Below are 18596 nucleotides of genomic sequence, written 5' to 3' on the forward strand. Positions count from 1 at the left end.
CCGGCGGCCCGCCACGCCCGCCCCCTTCTCTACGTCAACGCGGTTGGCATAACCTGCGGGCATGACCGATCGCGTGGTCCCCGAACCGCAGCGGAGGCGTCGGCGCCCCACCAAGCAGGGCGTCGTCCTCTCCGCCGAGCTGATCGTCGACACCGCGCTGCGCCTGATCGGACAGCACGGCGCCGACGCGCTCACCGTACGACGGCTCGGGGCCGCGCTCGGCGCCGACCCGAGCGCGGTCTACCGCTACTTCCACAGCACCGACGACCTGCTGATCGCCATCGCCGACGAGCTCATCGGCCGTGCCCAGCACGGCTGGCAGTCCACCGGCGACTGGCGGGCCGACCTGCGCGCCATCGGCCTGCGCATCCACTCCGCGTACCAGGCCCATCCGCAGGCCGCCCTGCTCGCCGCCCACCGCACCACCGGGCGCACCCACGAGACCGCCGCCGTCGAGACCATCCTCGGCATCCTGCGCACCGCCGGCTTCCCCGACCCGGAAGCCGTCCGGATCTACCACGCCTTCGTCGACCAGAGCCTCGGCTTCGCCGCCCTGGACGCGGCTGCCCTCGCCCTCCCGGCCCCCGCGGCGGCCGCGGACCTCGGGGTCTGGCAGGCGTCCTACGCCCGCCTCGACGCCACCACCCACCCCCACATCGCCGCCACCGCCGGCCTGCTCACCCGCGACATGCGCCGCAGTGGCTACCCGTACGCGCTGGACCTCCTCCTCGACGCCGCCGAGGCCCGCCTGCGGACGGCGGAGCCCGGCCAGGCGGAGCCCGGCCAGGACAGCTGAGAACTGCGGGCCGACGACCGGCACCGGCCCACAGCGTTCGGCGGGCACGGCTCCGCCGGTGGCGGGCGCCGTGCGCCCACCACCGGCGGCCGTCACCCGGTTCAGTCCGCCGCGTGCACCAACTCCCCGCCCACGTACGTCCGCAGCACCCGGGCGTGCGCGATCTCCTCGGTCGGCCCGGTGAGGATGTCCCGGTCCAGCACGACCAGGTCCGCGAGCCACCCGGCCGCCAGCACGCCCGCGTCGTCGTGCCCGTTCACGTGGGCGGACCCGGCCGTGTACGCGGCGATCGCGGAGCCCGGGTCGAGCCGCTGTTCGGGCAGGAAGACCCGTCCGTCGGTAGCGTCCGGCTCCATCCGGTTGACCGCCACGTGCAGGCCGGCCAGCGGGTCCGGGCTGCTCACCGGCCAGTCGCTGCCCGCCGCCAGGGTGGCGCCCGCGCGCTGCAGGGCGCCGAACGGGTACTGCCAGCCGGCGCGTTCCGGGCCGAGGAAGGGGATGGTCAGCTCGTCCATCTGCGGCTCGTGGGCGGCCCACAGCGGCTGGATGTTGGCGATCGCGCCCAGCTGCGCGAAGCGGGCGAGGTCGTCCGGGTGCACCACCTGGAGGTGGGCGAGGTGGTGCCGGGCGCCGCGCCGGCCGTTGGCGGCGCGGGCGGCCTCGACGGCGTCCAGCGCCTCGCGGACGGCCCGGTCGCCGAGCGCGTGGAAGTGCACCTGGAAGTCGAGCGCGTCCAGTTCGGTGACGTACCCGCGCAGCGCGACCGGATCGACGAAGCTGAGGCCGGAGTTGGCGGTGGCGCAGCCGCAGCCGTCCAGGTACGGGGCGGTCATCGCGGCGGTGAAGTTCTCCGCGATGCCGTCCTGCATGATCTTCACCGATCCGGCCCGGAACCGTCCGTGGCTCAACTCCTCGCGCCGCCGTACGAGTTCGGGGATCTGCTCGGCGCCGCGGTCGCGTCGCCACCAGAGCGCGCCGGTCACCCGGGCGGTCAGGGCGCCGGAGCGCGCCGCGGCCAGGTAGGCGTCGGACGGGTCCGGCTGGCCGTTGAACTCGCCGAGCAGTGCGTCCTGCCAGCCGGTGATGCCGAGCGAGTGCAGCAGCTGCTGGGCGCGCAGGAGCCCGTCCAGCCGGTCGGCGGCGGTGGAGGGCGGCAGCAGCCGGGCGACCAGCGTGGTGGCGCCCTCCTGGAGCGTGCCGCCCGGGGTGCCGTCGGCCTCGCGTTCGATCCGCCCGTCGGCCGGGTCGGGGGTGTCGCGGGTGAGGCCGGCGAGCTCCAGTGCCCGGGTGTTGGCCCAGGCGCCGTGGTGGTCCCGGTTGGTGAGGTACACCGGGCGGTCGGGGACGACGGAGTCGAGCAGGTGCCGGGTCGGCAGTCCGCCGTCGAAGCTCTCCATCGACCACCCGCTGCCGGTGATCCACTCCTGCCCGGGGTTCGCCTCCGCGTACGCCCGGATCCGCTCCAGGTAGTCAGCGACGCCGACCGTCCCGGTGAGGTCGCAGGTGGCCAACTCCGTTCCGCCGAAGACCGCGTGGATGTGCGCGTCCTGGAAGCCGGGCAGCAGCAGCTTGCCGGTGAGGTCCACGACCTCGGTCTTGGGCCCGATCAGCTCCCGGACCTCGTCGTGCCCGACGGCGGCGATCCGCTCGCCGACCACCGCCAGGCCGGTCGCCCTCGTCCGGGCGGCGTCACCGGTGTGGACGGGTCCGCGGGTGAAGACCAGATCGGCCTCGGTCATGGGTGGTGCTCCGTTCTCGTGTTGCACGGTGTGTCGTTGCGGGCTTTCCGGCTCCGGCGCCTTCGCCTTCCGCCCTCGCCCTCGCCCTCGCGCTCGCCTTCGCCTTCGCCTTCACCCTCGCCCACGCTAGGCCTCCTGCGCGGCCGGCGCGTCGCACGCCGTCGGCTCGTTCTGCGGGAAGTACGGCGAACGCCGCCGCCAGCGGGCCCAGGCCGCCGCCGGCAGCCCGGTGACGATCATCAGCGTCACCACGGTCAGCTCGAACCACCCGTTGTCGGCGGCCAGTTCGAAGTGGTCGGTGGAGTCGTAGAAGGTCCAGGCGAGGTAGCCGCCGACGGCGAGCAACGCGCCCGCGCCCAGCAGCGGGCCGACCACCGCGCGCAGTCCCTGCACCGGGTCGGTGCGCAGCAGTCCGCGGAACCGGACGGCGGCGGCGACGGCGGTGAGCGCGTAGTAGAGCGCGACGATGACGCCGATCGCGTTGACGGCGGCGGAGATGAGGTCGTTGACGGTCGGGATGGCGATCGAGGCCAGGGCCAGGGCGACGGCGACGCCGGTGATCAGCAGGGTGCCGACGGCGGGTGTGGCGTGCCGGGGGTGCAGCCGGGTCCAGACCGGGCCGAGCACCCGGTCGCGGCCCATCGCGTACAGGCCGCGGGCGGTCGGGATCACCGAGGACTGCAGGGACGCCACCGCGGAGAACATCAGTGCGATCAAGGGCAGTGCGGCGAGCGGCTGGTGGGCGAGCTTGGTGCCGAAGTAGGTCAGCCCGTGCGCGCCGTTGTCGGCCAGCTCGTCCATCGGCAGCACCCGCTGGAAGGCCGTGCCGGCGAGCAGGAACAGCAGCAGCATCACCACCAGGGCGATCATGCCGCCCCGGGAGGCGTCGCGGGGGTCGCGCACCTCCTCGCCGACGCTGAACACCGACTCGAAGCCCCAGTAGCAGAACACCGCCAGCACCATGCCCTGCGCGACGGCGTCGAAGGACGGGATGTCGAAGGGGTTGAACCACTGCGGCGAGAAGGGCTGGTCACCCGCGAACAGCCCGTACCCGCAGAAGCCGAGCAGCACCGCGTACTCGAACACCAGCAGTGCCTTCTGGAGCCGGGCGGCCATGTCGAGCCCGCGCACGGCGACCAGCGCGGCGCCGATCAGGATGACCAGGCCGAGCAGGGTGCACTGGACGGTGGAGTCCGCGTCCAGCCGCAGGCCGGCGACGCTGCGCAGGTGCGCCTCGCCGAGCAGCTGGATGACCGACGAGCCGGTGACGGTGGTGGTGTACGCCATGAACACCACCGTGCCGACCGTGTTCACCCATCCGGTGAGGAACCCCAGCCAGGGGCTGAGGGTGCGGCCGACCCAGCGGTAGCTGGAGCCGGCGTCCGGCTCCACCGCGTTCAGCCGCCCGTACCCGCCCGCGATGGCGAGCACGGGCAGGAAGGCCAGCAGCATGATCGCCGGCAGGTGCAGGCCGACCACGCCGGCCATCAGGCCCAGGCCGATCCCGATGCTGCTGGTGGCGGCCGTACTGGACGCGGCGATCACCGCGCCGTCCAGCAGGCCGAGGGACTGTCGCATCGCGACGTGGGAACTGCTCGCGCTCGCTCTCGGGCCGCTGCCCGTGTCCTTCACCGTCGATGCCAACGGATCACCGCCTAGGTCGTGGGGGTGCACGTGTGGGGGAAGCACGTGTGAGGGGGGCGCACGCGCCGGGAAGGCGTGTGCGGAAGGTGCGAGTCATGAAACCGGTGACGCCGAAACACGTCAATGCTGTTGTCATAAGCCCGACACGCCGCGGCTTTGCCCTCCGTCCGCCTTCCCGACACCGAGGATTCACGTGCGGACGGAAGCTGCGTTCACCTCGGTTGTCGACGTTCCTTCCGCTCACGGCCGTCGAACCCCGTCGACGGGACCCCGTCGACGATGCTGTGTCAACGAGAGGGAACCACCGATGCTCCAGCGCAACCGCCGGTCCGCCACCACCCTCGGCCTGAGCGCGGTCGCGCTGGCCGGCGCCCTGTCGCTCACCGCGTGCGCCGGCGACGACAACAAGACGGGGACCACCACCGCGAACGGTTCCGCGGCCACCGGCGGCACCCCCTCGGTGACCTGCGGCAAGGGCGGCACGCTCCTCGGCGCCGGCTCCACGGCGCAGGCCAACGCGATGGACCTGTGGAAGACCACGTACTCGGCCGCCTGCCCCGGCACCACCATCAACTACAGCGGCGGCGGCTCCGGCGCGGGCATCCAGCAGTTCACCCAGGGCAAGGTCCAGTTCGCCGGCAGCGACTACGTGCTCAAGCCCGCCGACGTCGAAGCCTCCAAGGCGGTCTGCACCGGCGGCAAGGCGATCGGCCTGCCGATGGTCGGCGGCCTCGTCTCCCTCGTCTACAACATCAACGGCGTCGACAACCTCGTCCTGGACGGCCCGACCGCCGCCAAGATCTTCAACTCGCAGATCACCAAGTGGAACGACCCGGCCATCGCCGCCCTCAACCCGGGCACCAAGCTGCCGGACGCCGAGATCCAGTCCTTCCACCGCTCCGACGACTCCGGCACCACGTACAACCTGACCTCGTACTTCGCCAAGACCTCCGGCGGCGCCTGGCCCGCGGCCCCGGACAAGGCCTGGAAGGGCACGGGCGGCCAGTCCGCCAACGGCAGCGCCGGCGTCTCCGCCCAGATCAAGCAGGTCGACAACTCCATCGGCTACGTCGAGCTGTCCTACGCCCAGATCAACAACCTCAAGTCCGCGAAGATCTCCACCGGCGCCGCCCAGCCCGTCGAGGCCACCGCCGCCAACGCCGCCAACACCTTCGCCACCTCCACCGTCGTGGGCACCGAAGGCGACCTCGCGCTCTCCCTCGACTACGGCACCAAGGCCGACAACGCCTACCCGATCGTCCTGGTCACCTACGAGGTCGTCTGCGACAAGGGCAACAAGCCCGACAGCCTCGACACCCTGAAGTCCTTCTTCACCTACACCATCAGCGACGACGCCCAGAAGGCCATCGGCGACAAGGGCTACGTCCCCCTCCCCGGCACCATCAGCAGCCAGGTCAAGACCGCCGTCACCACCCTCGCCTGACCCACCCCCGCCCGCCGGGGGACTATCTCGATCTAGGTGTACGGCACCCGGTTGGGCTAGGTGTTGATCTTCCTGGCGGGCGTGGGCCGGGTGGCCTACGCCCGTCCGGCTGACAGGCGTCCGTCGAAGGCGATGTCGGAGGCGTTGAGGGCGGCGGCGCGGGTCAGGGAGTGGAGGCGTTCGGGGCGAGCGTCCGCGACCGGCGGAATCCGGACCCGTGGAACCGGGCGAGGAGTTCGTCGTGCGGGGAGTCCGTGAGGACGAGGAGGTCGTGGATGCCGCCCCGCACCGCATCGGGCCAGGCCGGCGGGTGTCCGCGGTGGCCTCCCCAGGTGACTAGGAGAGACGGGTCGGGCAGTGACCGCAGGGTGAGGATGCGGTCGGCGAACTCGCCCGCGAGGGACGGGTCGAGGAGTTCGGAGGGCACGGGCGTGAAGCCCATGCGGCTCTTGAAGGTGAACAGTCCCGGTTGCACGACGTGCCCGAAGAGCGCAGGGTCGTTGCCGAGGGAGACGTAGGTCAGTCCCTGCCCGCGGGCGTACGCCATGGCCTCCGCGTAGAGCGCGCGCAGCGCGCGGCCGGACCGCGCTCCGGGCGATGCGGCCGAGAAGCGCATCTGCAGGACCGAGAGCCCGGGCCGCTTCCACCAGATCGAGCCGGCGAGCAGGGTGGTGCCCTCCCACAGGCTCACGTTCACGTGCTCGTCGGCCGCCGCGAGCAGGCGGTCCCGGTGGCGGCGGGCGAAGTTCTTCCCTCGGGGCATGTCCGCGATCTGCTGGTCGTAGACGGCCAGGAAGTCGTCCATGTAGTCCGCCGTGAGGCCGGGCCGGACTCCCAGCCGCAGTCCGTACTCCTGGACGAAGCGGCGGCCGAGGCGGATGTTCCGGCGTTCGGTGCCGGAGAGCCCGTCGGCGAACTCCTCCTCGGAGCCGAGAACCGGGGCGCACCAGTTCAGCCACCGTGGGCGTGCGATGAAGCCCAGTCGGGCGATGACGCCGTCCGGCACGCCCTCGGAGTCCAGCAGCCGGACCACGTCGACGGCCGCGCCCGCCCTCTCCCACGCCCGTTCCTCGGCTTCTTCGAGGTCGACCGAAGCGACAACGAGGTGGTCCTGTTCGACGATCTCCAACGCGCCACCTCTACAGTCCGATTCGTACGGTGCGGTTCATGAACCGGGGAAGTGCGGTTCGTGGTCACTGCGGGACCGGAATCAGGACGGCGTCCCTTTCCCGGCGCCTGGTGTAAACGGCCCAGATCGCGATCGCGATCGCCCACAGGGCCAGGGTCGGCAGCCATTGGTAGTAACCGTCGAACCGGCTCGCCCAGGCGTACAGGAAGCCGGACAGCGGCACCGCACCCGTGATGAACATGCGAATGGTCGCATTCACCCGGCCGGCGAATTCGGGAGGAATGGCCTCCTGCCGATAGGTGATGGATGCGACATTGCTCACCGCGACGGCGAAGCATTCCACCATGAATCCACCGATGCGCACCGGGAGAACGGGGACGGCGACGAGCGCGAGGCCTCCGAATGCTGCGACCTGCACTGCCAGGATGCGCCGTTCCGTACTCCACCGGGGAAGAATGGAAGGGGCGAACCGGCTGGCGACAGCCCCCATGAAGAGCCCCGTGGCCATCAGCATCGAGATGACGCTCGTGTTGACCTTCTGACGTGCGAACTCGGCGATGAGTGCCGGCTCCAGCTGGCCGATCGAGATGTTGATGAGCGACATGGTGACCACGAGCCAGAGGATGTCCCGCTTCGCCACCCAGCGGAATCCGACCGCGAGGTCACGGCGGAGTTCCATGACGGTCTGGGTGGCGGCGACCCTCGGCAGGACCATGGCCACCAGGGCTGCCAGCACGTACAGGCCGGCGATGCACAGACAGGCGACGGACGGGCCGAAGACCGCGAAGCCGACGCCGCCCAGGAGCAGGCCGATCACCTTCGACAGCTCCACCGCCGAGTTCAGTTTGGCGACCGCCGTGGGACGGGCCGGCGCGCTGATCAGCAACGGGATGAGGACGAACTGGCCGGTGATGGTGCAGGCCACGCTGCCCACGCCGGAGAGCAGGACCAGGAGCGCCACGGCCGGCGGGCTGGAGAGGGTGAGGGCGAGCACGGCCAGGCAGACCGTCTGCTGGAGGAGCCCCAGAACCAGCACCGTCCGCCGGTCGAACCGGTCGATGACCGATCCCACGAACGGGGACGCCACGTAGCTCACGCCGCGGAGTGCGAAGAGGGCCAGGGACATGGCCACCGAGTCGGACTCGGTCAGCACGGCCAGCGGGACCACGATCCCCAGTTGCCAGTCGGCGACCTTCGAGAGCACCGATGACGCGATGAGGACGCGCAGCACCCTGCTGTCCGACGTCCGGCCGGCGGGCGCGGGATTCCCGGTCACAGTGCACCTCCGACGTGCCACGCGAAAGCACCGTGCCGCCGGTGGCGGTCACGGTGCGGGGATAAGGAAGGTGTGTCGGAGAGCCCGGCCGAAGCGGGGACGGAATTCGAGCAGAGCAGAGAAATGCACCTCACTCGAACCCCCCGGTTTCGACTGACGCACTCGGGCTGGTGAAAGCAACCAGAGCCCGAGCAAGATCGCACCCATCATGACCACGCCTGCAGTGACATGTCAAGCATCGCCCGACAGGGCAGGCGTGACAGAACCGTGCGGAGCCGGTGAACACCCCAGCTCTGCCCCGCTTTGGCGAGTTTCCGTCCCATGCGCCAGCTTTGCGGTCGACCACCCCCTGGCCAACTCCGTTCTCACATAGATCTGTTGACTCCCAAAGCCGGGTCTGCCTATGCTCAACGCCGCGAATTGATCATCGAGCATTCCATCCGGACGCACAGCAGAGCACTTCAGAGGGCTCTCCAGAGGGCGCTTCAGGCGGCGCTTTCCCCTCGTCAGTCGGTGTACGCAAGCCCCCCCTGAGGAGTCGACCCGTCCCGGGCGTTCCGGACCTCTCGGGGCTCCAGGCGAACCGCTTCCCGTGTCGACCTCGACTTTCGGTTGCTCTTCGCGAGCGGACACCACCCCTTCCCCGGCGGCTGAACCAGAAGGACGTGACGTGAGAACGAGGACAGTGCGCTCCTTTCGCGACATCACACCTCGCGAGGTCGACTGGCGGCGCCCTGTCGTGACGCTGTTCAGCGGCGGCCTGGACAGCTCCTACCTCCTGTACCGGCTGGTGGAGGCCGGGGCCACCGACGTCCACGCCGTCAGCGTGGACGTCGGCGGCGACGAGAGCCGGCAGGAGCTCGGCCGGATCACCGACAGCCTCGGCGTCCGACTGCACGTTCTCGACGAACGCGCTGCGTTCGCCCGCGAGTTCGTCGCTCCGGCGATCGCCGCGCACGCCGTCTACCTGGGTTCGTACCCCATCAGCTCCTCGCTGAGCCGGCCGCTGTTCGCCCGCGCGGCCCTGCGCACCGCCGAGGAGTTGGGCGCCGAGGTCATCCTGCACACGGCCAACCGCTCGCAGAACACCCTGCGCCGACTGAACGGCGCGCTCGACCAGTTGGGGTTCCGCGGCCGGTTCGGGAGCCCGTACGAACTGGAGCCGGTGCACCGCGAGAAGAAGACCAAGGAGCTGCGGGCCATCGGCCTGGAGGAGATGGCGGAACGCTCGGCCAGTGCCGACTCCAACCTGTGGTGCCGGGAGTTCGAGTCCGGGATCCTCGACGACCCCGAGAACCACCAGGTCCCGGAATCCTGCTTCCGTTGGACCGCCCGGCGGCCGACGGACGGAGCGGAGACGGTGGAGGTCGCCTTCGAGTCCGGTGTCCCGGTGGCCGTCGACGGCCGGCGCATGGACCTGGTCGAGCTGATCGGCACCCTGAACCGGATCGTCGGCGCCCACGGACTCGGCCGGCACACCGGATTGGAGCACCTGCCCGGCGGGGCGAAGGTCCTGGAAGTGCGCGAGGCCCCCGCGGCCTGGCTGCTGATGGCCTCGCACCGCCACCTCGAAACCGCCACCCTCGACGCCGAGACGCTCAGGGAGAAGCTGCACCTGGAGCAGCTCTGGGTGCGCGAGGCGGTGGAGGGCCGGTGGTTCGGCCGACTCCGCTCCGCCTGCCAGGCGTTCGCCGCCGAGCTCGCCGGCCCCGTCACCGGGACGGTCCGCTGGCGGCTGGCCGACGGCCGGACGACGACCGAGTCGATCGTCGCCGAGAACCCCCGGTACGTCCGCAGCCGGGAGGACTGGGAACTGGCCGGCGTGCGGGAGGAGGCCGCGCACTTCGCCGCGGACCCGGTCGGCGGGATCGGCGACGGGCCCCCCACCGGGGGCGGGGGCGGGGGCGCAGCCGGACAGCGGATCGGCGACGGGGCCGACGACGGGATCGACGACAGCATCGGGGGAACGACATGGTAGCGGCGAGCACAGCCGGGGAGGCCGACGGTCGCACCGTGGTCCTGATCGATGCGACGGCGCCCGTGGCGAGCGCCGCGCACGCTCTGGGCTGCCGCGTCGCCCTGGTGCAGCGGCCCGGCTCACCGGTGCACGAGCTGGCCGGGGACGAGACCGACTACTACTCGGTCGACTTCGAGACCCGGCCCTCAGCCGACCCCGCCTACTTCACCGACTTCGTCGACACCGTACTGCGTCCGCTGAACCCGGTGACGGTCCTCTCGCTGACCGGGGCCGGAGCCCTGGCGGCGGCGACGGCCAATGCCCTGCTCGGCACCCCGGGCACGCCGGTCGACGCGGTGAAGGCCCTGGCCGCGGCCGGTGATCCCGAAGTCGGCGACGGGGAGCGGGTGTTGCGCGCCCACACCTTCACGACGGACGGGGCGCACCGATGGGTCGCCGCGGTGGAGGAGGGGGGTTCCCCCACACGGCCCGAGCAGGTGCTCCCCGAGCGGGCGCTGCCGCCCGAGGAGTACGGCCCGGCACTGGCGGCACTGACGGGACTGCTCGACGCATCGGGCCTGCCGGCCGGCCCCGCACTCGTCCGCCTGGCCCTGCGCGACGGCGGCGTGCGGATCCTCACCGCGAGCCACGGCACGGGGACCGACGACGAGAACGACCTGATCCGACGACTGACGGGCTTCGACCTGATGAGCAGCTCGCTGCGCCGACCGCTCGCCGTCCCGGCACCACCGTCCGCCGCCGGGCCGCCCACCCCCGCAGAACCGTGCGCCGCGGGGAACGCCGGGGAGGCGGGGCGATGAGCAAGCCGGCCGCGCTCTTCATCAACAAGCACCACTACTCGCACTTCAGCCGGGGCGGCGCGCACATCCTGCCGGTCACCGAGGTCGACATCCACCTGGTCACCCGCTACCGGGCCCACGGCGGACTCGACGGTTTCGCGGACCACCCGCTTCCCCACGTCGCCGTCTGCGAGACCGAGGACTTCGACCGCTGGCGGGACCTCTGCTCCTGGACCCTGCGCCACCACCCCATCGACCGGGTCATCGCCGTGCACGAGCGGGCCGTGCTGCTCGCGGCGGAGATGCGCTCGACGTTCTCGTTGCCCGGGATGGACTACGAGACCGCGGTGCGCTTCCGCGACAAGCTGCGCATGAAGGAGGTCATCCGGGAGGCCGGGGCGGCCGCGCTGCCCGCCTTCGCGGCGCTCGACCGGCCGACGGACCTCGACCGGGTGGACTGGAGCACCGGCCGGAAGGTGATCAAGAGCCGGTGGGGGCTCGCCGCCAAGGACCTGTACATGGTGGACTCCCTCGACCAGGCACGCGCGGTGGTGGCGGGCCTGGACCTGTCCGGCTCGCACTACGAGATCGAGGAGTTCGTCAAGGGCCGGATCTACCACTGCGATTCGGTGGTCGTGGACGGCGAGATCCGGTTCGCCAGTGTCGGCACCTATCTGACGGACCCTGCGGGCTACTCGCCGGGCGGCGTCTTCGGCACCGTCCTGGTCGACGACCCGGACCTGCTGCGGCGCATCCGCGCGATGAACGCGTCCGTCCTGGCCGCTCTCGGCCTCAAGGACGGCACCACGCACCTGGAGCTGTTCCGCACGGACTCCGACGAGCTCGTCTTCTGCGAGGTCGCCGGCCGCCCCCCGGGCGGGGTCATTCCGCCGGTCATCCAGTGGCAGTACGGGTTCAACATCGTCGAGACCCAGATCCGCCTCGACGCCGGGCTTCCGGTGACGCTCGGTACCGGCCCCGCCACCGGGACCTGCGGCTTCATCGCGTTCTACCCCGGCGGGGGTGAAGCCCGCGGAGTGGACCCCGGGCGGTTCGCCGACCTCGGCGTCGTGGAGCACATCGAGCACCACGGGGCCGGGAACGGGCGGGGCGGGGTGCGGCACTCCACCGACTTCCTCGACTCGTACGTGCTCAGGGCTCCCGACGAGGCCACGCTCATGGCCGGGATCGCCGGCATCCAGAACGAGTACTGGCGGTGAGCCAGCGGCCGCCACGCCCAGCCGCCACCGCGGAGGTCGCGGCCGCAGCATCCGACCGCCCCACCGCTGCGCCCGGCCGCCCGGGCGCAGCACCCAGCCGCCCCGCCGCCGTCCCCGAGGGAGAGATCCACGATGCCTGACCACGACGTGATCGGAATCGGTGTGGGGCCGGCGAACCTGAGCCTCGCCGCCCTGACCGAGCCGCTGTCCGAGCTGAGCACGCTGTTCCTCGACGACAAGCCCGGCTTCGAGTGGCACCGGGGGCTGATGCTCTCCGACTCGCAGCTGACCGTCACGCACTTCCGCGACCTGGTGACCCTGGTCGACCCGAGGAGCAGGTTCTCCTTCCTGAACTTCATCGTCCAGGAGGGCAGGGCGTTCCGGTTCCTGGAGGCCAACGGTCTGAGCTGCTCGCGGCGCGAGTTCGAGCAGTACTACCAGTGGGCGGCGGCGCAGCTGCCCTCGCTGCGGTGGGGCACCCGCGTCGAATCCGTCGCGCTCTCGGGCGACCGCTTCGAGATCACCTGCGCCGGCGGCGAGACCCACCGCACCCGGGCGATCGCCGTCGGCTCCGGTGCCGAACCGCGGCTGCCGTCCTTCGCCAAGGCGTACGAGGGCAGGAACGTGCTGCACAGCAGCGACTTCACCCGGGTGCGCCCGGAGTGGGCGGGCCGCCGGGTCGTGGTCGTCGGGGCGGGTCAGAGCGGCGCCGAGGTCGTCCACCACCTGCTGTCCGACGAGCGCGCGCTGCCCGCCTCCCTCACCTGGACCTCCAGCGGCCCCGGCTTCCAGCCCCTGGACGACTCACCGTTCACCAACGAGTGGTTCTCCTCGGCGTACGCCGAGTACTTCCACGGGTTGTCGGCCCGGCGCCGCGGCGAGCTGGTCACCGAGCAGCTGAACGCCGGCGGGGACGGGATCACGGACGAGCTGCTCGGCGCGGTCTACCGCCGCCTCTACCACCTCGACCACGTGCTGCGGGCGGGGATGCCGCACCGTCTGCTCACCTCGCGCCGGGCCGTGGACCTGACGCAGGACGGGCCCGGGTACCGGTTGGCCCTGCACGACGGGAACCGCGGCACCACCGAGTCGGTGCCGGCCGACCTGCTGATCCTCTGCACCGGCTACCACAAGCGGATCCCGGAGTACCTCAAGCCGATTCAGGGCCAACTCGCGCTTCGGGACGGGATGTTCGAGGTGAACGCCGACTACTCGGTGGACTTCGACGGACCGGCGGCACTGCGGGTCTACAGCCAGGGGTTCTCGGAGGCGGGCCACGGGATCAACGACACGCTGCTGTCGCTGGTGGCCTGGCGCAGCGCACGGATCGTCAACTCGTTGACGGGTCGTCAGGTCTACCGGACCGATCCCGACGAGACCACCGTGGCCTGGGAGTAGCGCCGGGCCGGGAGGCGGAAACCGGGGAGGTCGCGTGGACGGGGGAGGCGGCGTGGACGGGGGAAGTGACGTGGACACCAGCAGGGGCGCGTCGGCGTTACTGTTCGAGCGGGCGCGAGTGTCGCGCAAGGACGAGTTCGTCTTCGTCGGCAAGTTGGCGGCGGCAGTCGCCCTCTGCTGTCTCGGCGGATGGCTCGCCCTGAGCGGCTGGAGACCCGCGGCGGCCGGCGGGGTCATCCTGCTGGCCGCGATGTACACGCACCTGGTGGAGCTGCAGCACCAGTGCCTGCACCACTCGGCCTTCCGCAGCGCCGCGCCGCACCGGCCGGTCGGCGTGCTGATCGGGATTCCCCTCCTCTCGGCCTACAGCCACTACCGGGTCCAGCACCTGCAGCACCACAGGTACCTGGGCACGGCGCAGGACAGCGAGTTCTTCGGCTTCGACCCACGGGCACCGCTGACCTGGAGCGCCCTGTTGCGCGGCGCCGGGGATCCGGGCCGGCTGGTGCAGGTCGCGGCGGACGTCGCCCGCAGCTGCGCGGGGACGTGGACGTACGCCCGGGGGCAGATCGGGGAACGCGCCAGACGCCACGTCATGGGCGAGTACCGTCTGCTGGGCGTCGCGGTGCTCGCGGCCGGCGCGGCGGCCGGCCTGGGGCACGGCCGAGCCGTGCTGCTGCTGTGGGGGCTCCCACTCCTGCTCTCGATCCCGATCCACTTCTTCCTGGAGCTCCCCGAGCACGTCCTGTGCGACACCGGCGGCAGCACGGACGTCCTGCGCAACACCCGGACGATCAGCGGGAGCAGGTTCAGCCGCTGGTTCACCAACGGCAACAACTTCCACGTGGAGCACCATGCGGCGATGGTGGTGCCCGTCAACAGACTGGCCGAGCGGCATCCGCTCGCCCGGCGGTACGCCGCACACTCCGAGGTCAGCTATCCGGCCTTCTACCGGAAGGTCCTCCGTGAGGTGCGCCGCAACGGGAAGCGCCGGCGCATCGTGGACGCAGCCGGGCCGTCCCGTCCCTGAGCGGCTTCGGCGGCATTCTCCGGATTCTTCGACTATAAACCTTGCGGATCCGCCGGGAATATTCCGAGAAAAGCACCGGGAAACTCTTGCCGCCGCCGCGGAGAGCGTCCTAGACTCATTCGAGGCAAAGGGAAGCAGCCCGGGTGAAACACTCGGGAGCAGCATCCGGGAGAAGCTTCGGAGCGATGTCTCCGCTTCACCGAGAATACCTGCCAAGTCGCGCTTAATTCATCACACAACGGGGGTTAGTGTTGATGTCGAACGACTCTGACCAGCCAGTTTGTGTGATCACCGGCGCAAGTCGCGGTCTCGGTCGAGCCCTCTGCTCAGAATTCGAAGAACGCGGATTCCTGGTGGCCGGAGCATCGCGGAGCATTCCTTCCGAAAATTCGGAATGTTTGGCGGAACATGCTTCGGTGAATGTACAGGACGAGCAGCGGGTGCGTGAATTCGCGCAATCCGTCGTCGACCGGCACGGCCGGATAGACGTCTGGGTGAACAACGCCGCCGTCATGGAGGTGTTCCGGGTCGCGGACGGCGACCTGGCGCGCTGGAACCGGATCCTCGGCACCAACCTGCTCGGCGTGATCAACGGAAGCTCCGTCTTCGCCGGACACGTCCGCAGCCGTCCGGGCGCCGGCGTACTGATCAATCTCACCGCCGGCTCGGCGCGCTCGGCGCGCCCGGGCTGGGCGGCGTACTCGGCAAGCAAGGCCGCGGTGGAACGCCTCACCGAAGCCGTTGCCGCGGAGGAGAGGGCCGCCGGACTGCGCGCCTTCTGCGTCTCCCCCGGCGCCATGGACACCGCCATGCAGCGCTCCCTGTGGGAGCTGCCCGAGAGCGAGTTCCCCGAGGCGCGGGAGATGCGGGAACGGGCCCGCCAGGGCCGGATCGGCGACTGCCGCGACATCGCGCGGCGGATCGCCGAGCAGGCCGAGGGGCAGCTGCGCCCCGGCGCCCCGGACCCCGAGCCCGTCTTCCTCCCCTACCGGGCGTCCTGACGCCCCCATGAACAGCCGCGCCGCCAGGCGCGGTTGACGGATGCACCATCCAACTAGAGAGGAGCTGAGAACCATGAAGACCGAACTTGGTCTGGTCAACGCCCCGGCTGCCGTTCTCGTCGAGTTCGAGCCGGTTGCGGCCCTGAACCTGGGCGTGCTCGGTGCGCGCGACGCGGCCACGACGGACAGCGGCCTGGAGTCCGTCGCCTGCTGCAACTCGATCGTCGCCACCGGCTGACCGTAGCCACTCATCGGGACTCCTCGGTGTCCTGAGACCGCTGGTGAGGCGCTTCGGCGCCTCACCAGCGGCACTTGCATTGACGATGATCCACCCGCTGACGAAACGGAACGGCATATGCGAGTCCGGTTGCAGACCAACCACGGTGAGTACCTCCTGGAACACGAGAGCGCACCGACCGTCGGCGCACTGCTGCGGCTGTACGGAATCCCGCTCTCGGCGGTGTGGACCTACCGGATCGAGGGCCACGGGGGCGACGGGCACCGGCGGGCCGTCTTCGTTCCCGCGTCCACGGCCCGCCCCGGCGACGCCGGCGGCGATGGTGAGGTGTTCGCCCGGGTCACCCGCAACATCAACCTTCCCGGCCTGCTCGGCGTGGAGGCCTCCAGCGCGCGGCTCCACGACGAGGCCACCACCGAGTGGACCTTCCCCACCGAGGACAGCGGCGCCTTCCAGCGCGTGCACACCCAGATGTCCGCCGCGGAGTGCTTCGAGTTCGTCCGGGCCAGCGTCACGGACGTGCTGAAGCAGTGGCCCGGCGACCGCAGCAACGGCCTGGTCGTCGGGACGTCCGGCGGCGGCGACTCCAACGTCCTGCTCTCCACCCTGATGGAGTCCGGCTACTTCGAGCCCGAGCGCGTGGTGCCGGTCATGATGCTCGGCATCCCGGACTGGGACGCCCAGGTCGACAACGCCCGCGCGCTGTGTTCCGCGCACGGCATCGAGCTGAACGTCGTCGAGGAGTCGGAGACCGCGCGACTGTCCGGTCTGAAGGACCTCGCCTCGGTCAAGGAGGTGTTCCGGGAGTACTTCCCCGACGCCGACCTCGAATTCATGGGCACCTGGCTGCTGCGCCGCGTCCTCACCCGCTACGCCGTCGAGCGCGGCATGAAGTTCGTCGCCACCGGCGCGAACCGGGAGGACATCGTCGCCGAGCACATCGCGCGGGTCTCCCGCGGTCTGCTCCCGCTGCCCGCCCCCTTCCGCAAGATCGGTGACGTCACCTTCTGCTACCCGATCTGGAAGGTGCCGAAGAAGATCGGCGACGGCGCCTACCCGGCGTTCAGCCTGGAGAACTACGAGAACCGCAACCCGAGCTTCAGCCCCGGGCGCAGCGTCTTCTACTACCTCGCGTACTGGATCCCGGAGCTGCTGCCCGGCATGGACAACTCGCTGCTCGACGGCATGTCCAAGCTCGCGGACAAGGACCCGGAGCCCATCACCTGGGACGAGGACCTGCGCGACCACGTCTGCCGCGAGGGCTCCACCGAGGCGCAGAAGACGCGCTGGCAGGAGTTCCTGGCGAAGGTCGAGGCCTGAGAGCCGTCGGCAAGCCCGCTTCGTCTGCCGTCCTCCCCGCCGGGAGGACGGCAGACGCCGATCGAGGAGAGTGTGCTGTGAACGCGTTTCAGGGGTGGGATGCGGCCTCGTACGGGGACTCCCGGGCCGGGGTGTACGACCGGCAGGTGGCCGGGCGCAACGACGTGCCCGAGGCGGTCGGCCTGCTCGCCGAGCTGGCCGGCGCCGGTCCCGCGCTGGAACTCGGGGTGGGTACGGGCAGGTTGGCGATCCCGCTGGCCGAGAAGGGGGTCGCCGTCCACGGGCTGGACAGCTCGCCCAAGATGCTCGCGGAGCTCGACCGCGCGCCGGGGGGCAACCGGGTGACCGGCGTGCTGGGCAGCATGACCGACTTCGCCCTCGACCGGTCCTTCCCGCTGGTCTGGGTGGCCTTCAACTCCCTCTTCCTGGTCGACGACCCGGCGGAGCAGGAGGCCTGCTTCCGTACCGTCGCCGGCCACCTGGCCGAGGGCGGGCGGTTCGTCGTCGAGGCGTTCGTGCCCGCGCCCGAGCAGTTCGACGGGCCGGCGGCCCTGCGGGTGAAGGACTTCGGCGCCGCCAGCCTGCTCCTGCAGGTGTCACGGCACGACGCGCAGACCCAGATCGTGGAGTCCCTCGACCTGGAGGTGACGGAAGCCGGGTTCGCCCTGTACCCGACCCGGGTGCGCTACAGCTGGCCGCAGGAGCTCGACGCGATGGCCGAGCGCGCGGGCCTGCGCCTGGAGGACCGGTGGGAGAACTGGAGCCGGCGCCCGTTCACCGCCGACTCCCGTTCCCACCTCAGCGTCTACACCGCGGCGGACGCGGCCACCGCCTCCGGCAGGGCCCGCTGAATCTCCTTGCGGAGGAGTTCCTGGACCTCGTCGAACGATCCGTTCCCGTCGACCACGACGAAATCGTCGAACTCCGGGAGGGAGCGGTAGGCCTCCCGGTAGTCGACGAGGAACTCAAGCGTCTCCTCGTCGATTCCGCGGCGCCTGATCCTTTCCTGGGCGACGGCCGGCTCGACGTCCAGGAAAAGGGTGATGTCGGGCTCCGGAAGGCCCCGGTTGAGGCGCCGCAGGAATTCCTCGTTGTCCGCCTTCTGCAGGCGGACGGCGGCGTACTGGCAGACCGTGTAGCGGTCCGCGAGCGCCACCGCGCGGGGAGTGTTCAGGACGTCGCCGACGGGAGCGAGCGCGGACAGCTTCGCACAGGCCGAAATGAGCCTGATCGTGTCGGCCCCGATCATGTCCAGGTGTCCCGGGAAGCCGTCCTCCCGGGCGATCGCGTCCAAGGCCTGACGGACCGGGAGCTGCGTCTGGTTCAGGAAGAGCCGGGTCGGGCTCCCCAGTCCCTCAAGCCATTCGGCCAGCCGTGCCACCTGGCTCGTCTTGCCGGCACCGTCGATTCCCACCACCGCGACCAGATAGCCGCTCCGAATCTCGGACCCCACTTTTCGCCACCTCCACGACGACCCGCATGAATGGATAAAAGTGCCTCGCGTCACTATTCAGCCAAGATTGCACGACGTTTCCCGTTATGTCAACGTGGCCAGATCGAACGATTTTCGGTTCGAACTGATCGAACCGGCATACCCGCAAAAT

16 protein-coding genes are annotated in these 18596 nt (G+C 70.7%); 11 read left to right on the top strand and 5 right to left on the bottom strand.

What is annotated here, in order from left to right; translation table 11 throughout:
* Positions 1 to 61 precede the first annotated feature (61 nt).
* Positions 62 to 796 carry a TetR/AcrR family transcriptional regulator gene (locus ACIRST_RS12395; protein ID WP_402802137.1) on the top strand — a complete coding sequence of 245 codons (735 nt, stop codon included), beginning with the start codon at positions 62 to 64 and terminating at the stop codon, positions 794 to 796.
* Positions 797 to 897: 101 nt separating this feature from the next.
* Here the strand turns inward: ACIRST_RS12395 and ACIRST_RS12400 are convergent, their stop codons facing one another.
* Both ACIRST_RS12400 and ACIRST_RS12405 read right to left on the bottom strand, forming a co-directional pair.
* Positions 898 to 2535 carry an amidohydrolase gene (locus ACIRST_RS12400; protein WP_402802139.1) on the bottom strand — a complete coding sequence of 546 codons (1638 nt, stop codon included), beginning with the start codon at positions 2533 to 2535 and terminating at the stop codon, positions 898 to 900.
* 126 nt (positions 2536 to 2661) lie between these two features.
* Positions 2662 to 4113, bottom strand: a complete 1452-nt coding sequence (locus tag ACIRST_RS12405; RefSeq protein WP_402802142.1) for an APC family permease — start codon at positions 4111 to 4113, stop codon at positions 2662 to 2664.
* 373 nt (positions 4114 to 4486) lie between these two features.
* Here ACIRST_RS12405 and pstS point away from each other — a divergent pair, with 373 nt between their 5' ends.
* Positions 4487 to 5623 carry a phosphate ABC transporter substrate-binding protein PstS gene (gene pstS, locus ACIRST_RS12410; protein WP_402802145.1) on the top strand — a complete coding sequence of 379 codons (1137 nt, stop codon included), beginning with the start codon at positions 4487 to 4489 and terminating at the stop codon, positions 5621 to 5623.
* Positions 5624 to 5786: 163 nt separating this feature from the next.
* Here the strand turns inward: pstS and ACIRST_RS12415 are convergent, their stop codons facing one another.
* Complete coding sequence (locus ACIRST_RS12415) at positions 5787 to 6752, bottom strand: hypothetical protein (RefSeq protein ID WP_402802148.1); 966 nt, start codon at positions 6750 to 6752, stop codon at positions 5787 to 5789.
* Between the two features lie 64 nt (positions 6753 to 6816).
* Entirely contained in the window at positions 6817 to 8028 is a 1212-nt protein-coding gene (locus ACIRST_RS12420; RefSeq protein ID WP_350519230.1) for an MFS transporter, read from the bottom strand.
* Between the two features lie 685 nt (positions 8029 to 8713).
* Here ACIRST_RS12420 and ACIRST_RS12425 point away from each other — a divergent pair.
* The 9 genes from ACIRST_RS12425 (at position 8714) to ACIRST_RS12465 (ending at position 17843) form a co-directional block, all read left to right on the top strand.
* Positions 8714 to 10006 carry an argininosuccinate synthase-related protein gene (locus ACIRST_RS12425; protein ID WP_402802178.1) on the top strand — a complete coding sequence of 431 codons (1293 nt, stop codon included), beginning with the start codon at positions 8714 to 8716 and terminating at the stop codon, positions 10004 to 10006.
* Positions 10007 to 10041: 35 nt separating this feature from the next.
* A complete protein-coding gene (locus tag ACIRST_RS12430) occupies positions 10042 to 10806 on the top strand; it encodes a hypothetical protein (RefSeq protein WP_402802151.1) in 765 nt (254 codons plus the stop codon).
* Positions 10803 to 12005: an acetyl-CoA carboxylase biotin carboxylase subunit family protein gene (locus tag ACIRST_RS12435; protein WP_402802153.1), complete on the top strand. Its 1203-nt coding sequence runs from the start codon at positions 10803 to 10805 to the stop codon at positions 12003 to 12005. Before ACIRST_RS12430 ends, ACIRST_RS12435 begins: the two co-directional genes overlap by 4 nt.
* Positions 12006 to 12137: 132 nt before the next feature.
* Positions 12138 to 13403 carry a lysine N(6)-hydroxylase/L-ornithine N(5)-oxygenase family protein gene (locus ACIRST_RS12440; protein WP_402802155.1) on the top strand — a complete coding sequence of 422 codons (1266 nt, stop codon included), beginning with the start codon at positions 12138 to 12140 and terminating at the stop codon, positions 13401 to 13403.
* A 70-nt stretch (positions 13404 to 13473) separates the two neighbouring features.
* Positions 13474 to 14433, top strand: coding sequence for a fatty acid desaturase family protein (locus ACIRST_RS12445; protein WP_402802157.1), 960 nt, complete (start codon positions 13474 to 13476; stop codon positions 14431 to 14433).
* Positions 14434 to 14687: 254 nt separating this feature from the next.
* Positions 14688 to 15434, top strand: a complete 747-nt coding sequence (locus tag ACIRST_RS12450) for an SDR family oxidoreductase (protein ID WP_350519235.1) — start codon at positions 14688 to 14690, stop codon at positions 15432 to 15434.
* Positions 15435 to 15507: 73 nt separating this feature from the next.
* Entirely contained in the window at positions 15508 to 15672 is a 165-nt protein-coding gene (locus ACIRST_RS12455) for a hypothetical protein (RefSeq protein WP_350519236.1), read from the top strand.
* A 117-nt stretch (positions 15673 to 15789) separates the two neighbouring features.
* Positions 15790 to 16992, top strand: coding sequence for a hypothetical protein (locus ACIRST_RS12460; protein ID WP_350519237.1), 1203 nt, complete (start codon positions 15790 to 15792; stop codon positions 16990 to 16992).
* Positions 16993 to 17069: 77 nt separating this feature from the next.
* Positions 17070 to 17843, top strand: coding sequence for a class I SAM-dependent DNA methyltransferase (locus tag ACIRST_RS12465; RefSeq protein ID WP_402802160.1), 774 nt, complete (start codon positions 17070 to 17072; stop codon positions 17841 to 17843).
* On the opposite strand, the gene ACIRST_RS12470 is transcribed toward ACIRST_RS12465, so the two are convergent.
* Positions 17798 to 18445 carry a hypothetical protein gene (locus tag ACIRST_RS12470; RefSeq protein WP_350519239.1) on the bottom strand — a complete coding sequence of 216 codons (648 nt, stop codon included), beginning with the start codon at positions 18443 to 18445 and terminating at the stop codon, positions 17798 to 17800. The genes ACIRST_RS12465 and ACIRST_RS12470 overlap by 46 nt on opposite strands.
* Positions 18446 to 18596 lie beyond the last annotated feature (151 nt).

The organism is Kitasatospora sp. NPDC101447 (assembly GCF_044767225.1).
In the GTDB taxonomy this organism is placed as follows: domain Bacteria; phylum Actinomycetota; class Actinomycetes; order Streptomycetales; family Streptomycetaceae; genus Kitasatospora.

Excerpts from the sequence above, each read along its gene's own strand:
- ACIRST_RS12395 (WP_402802137.1), top strand. The coding sequence starts at position 62 with ATGACCGATCGCGTGGTCCCCGAACCGCAGCGGAGGCGTCGGCGCCCC.
- ACIRST_RS12400 (WP_402802139.1), bottom strand. The coding sequence starts at position 2,535 with ATGACCGAGGCCGATCTGGTCTTCACCCGCGGACCCGTCCACACCGGT.
- ACIRST_RS12405 (WP_402802142.1), bottom strand. The coding sequence starts at position 4,113 with ATGCGACAGTCCCTCGGCCTGCTGGACGGCGCGGTGATCGCCGCGTCC.
- pstS (WP_402802145.1), top strand. The coding sequence starts at position 4,487 with ATGCTCCAGCGCAACCGCCGGTCCGCCACCACCCTCGGCCTGAGCGCG.
- ACIRST_RS12435 (WP_402802153.1), top strand. The coding sequence starts at position 10,803 with ATGAGCAAGCCGGCCGCGCTCTTCATCAACAAGCACCACTACTCGCAC.
- ACIRST_RS12440 (WP_402802155.1), top strand. The coding sequence starts at position 12,138 with ATGCCTGACCACGACGTGATCGGAATCGGTGTGGGGCCGGCGAACCTG.
- ACIRST_RS12450 (WP_350519235.1), top strand. The coding sequence starts at position 14,688 with ATGTCGAACGACTCTGACCAGCCAGTTTGTGTGATCACCGGCGCAAGT.
- ACIRST_RS12455 (WP_350519236.1), top strand. The coding sequence starts at position 15,508 with ATGAAGACCGAACTTGGTCTGGTCAACGCCCCGGCTGCCGTTCTCGTC.
- ACIRST_RS12460 (WP_350519237.1), top strand. The coding sequence starts at position 15,790 with ATGCGAGTCCGGTTGCAGACCAACCACGGTGAGTACCTCCTGGAACAC.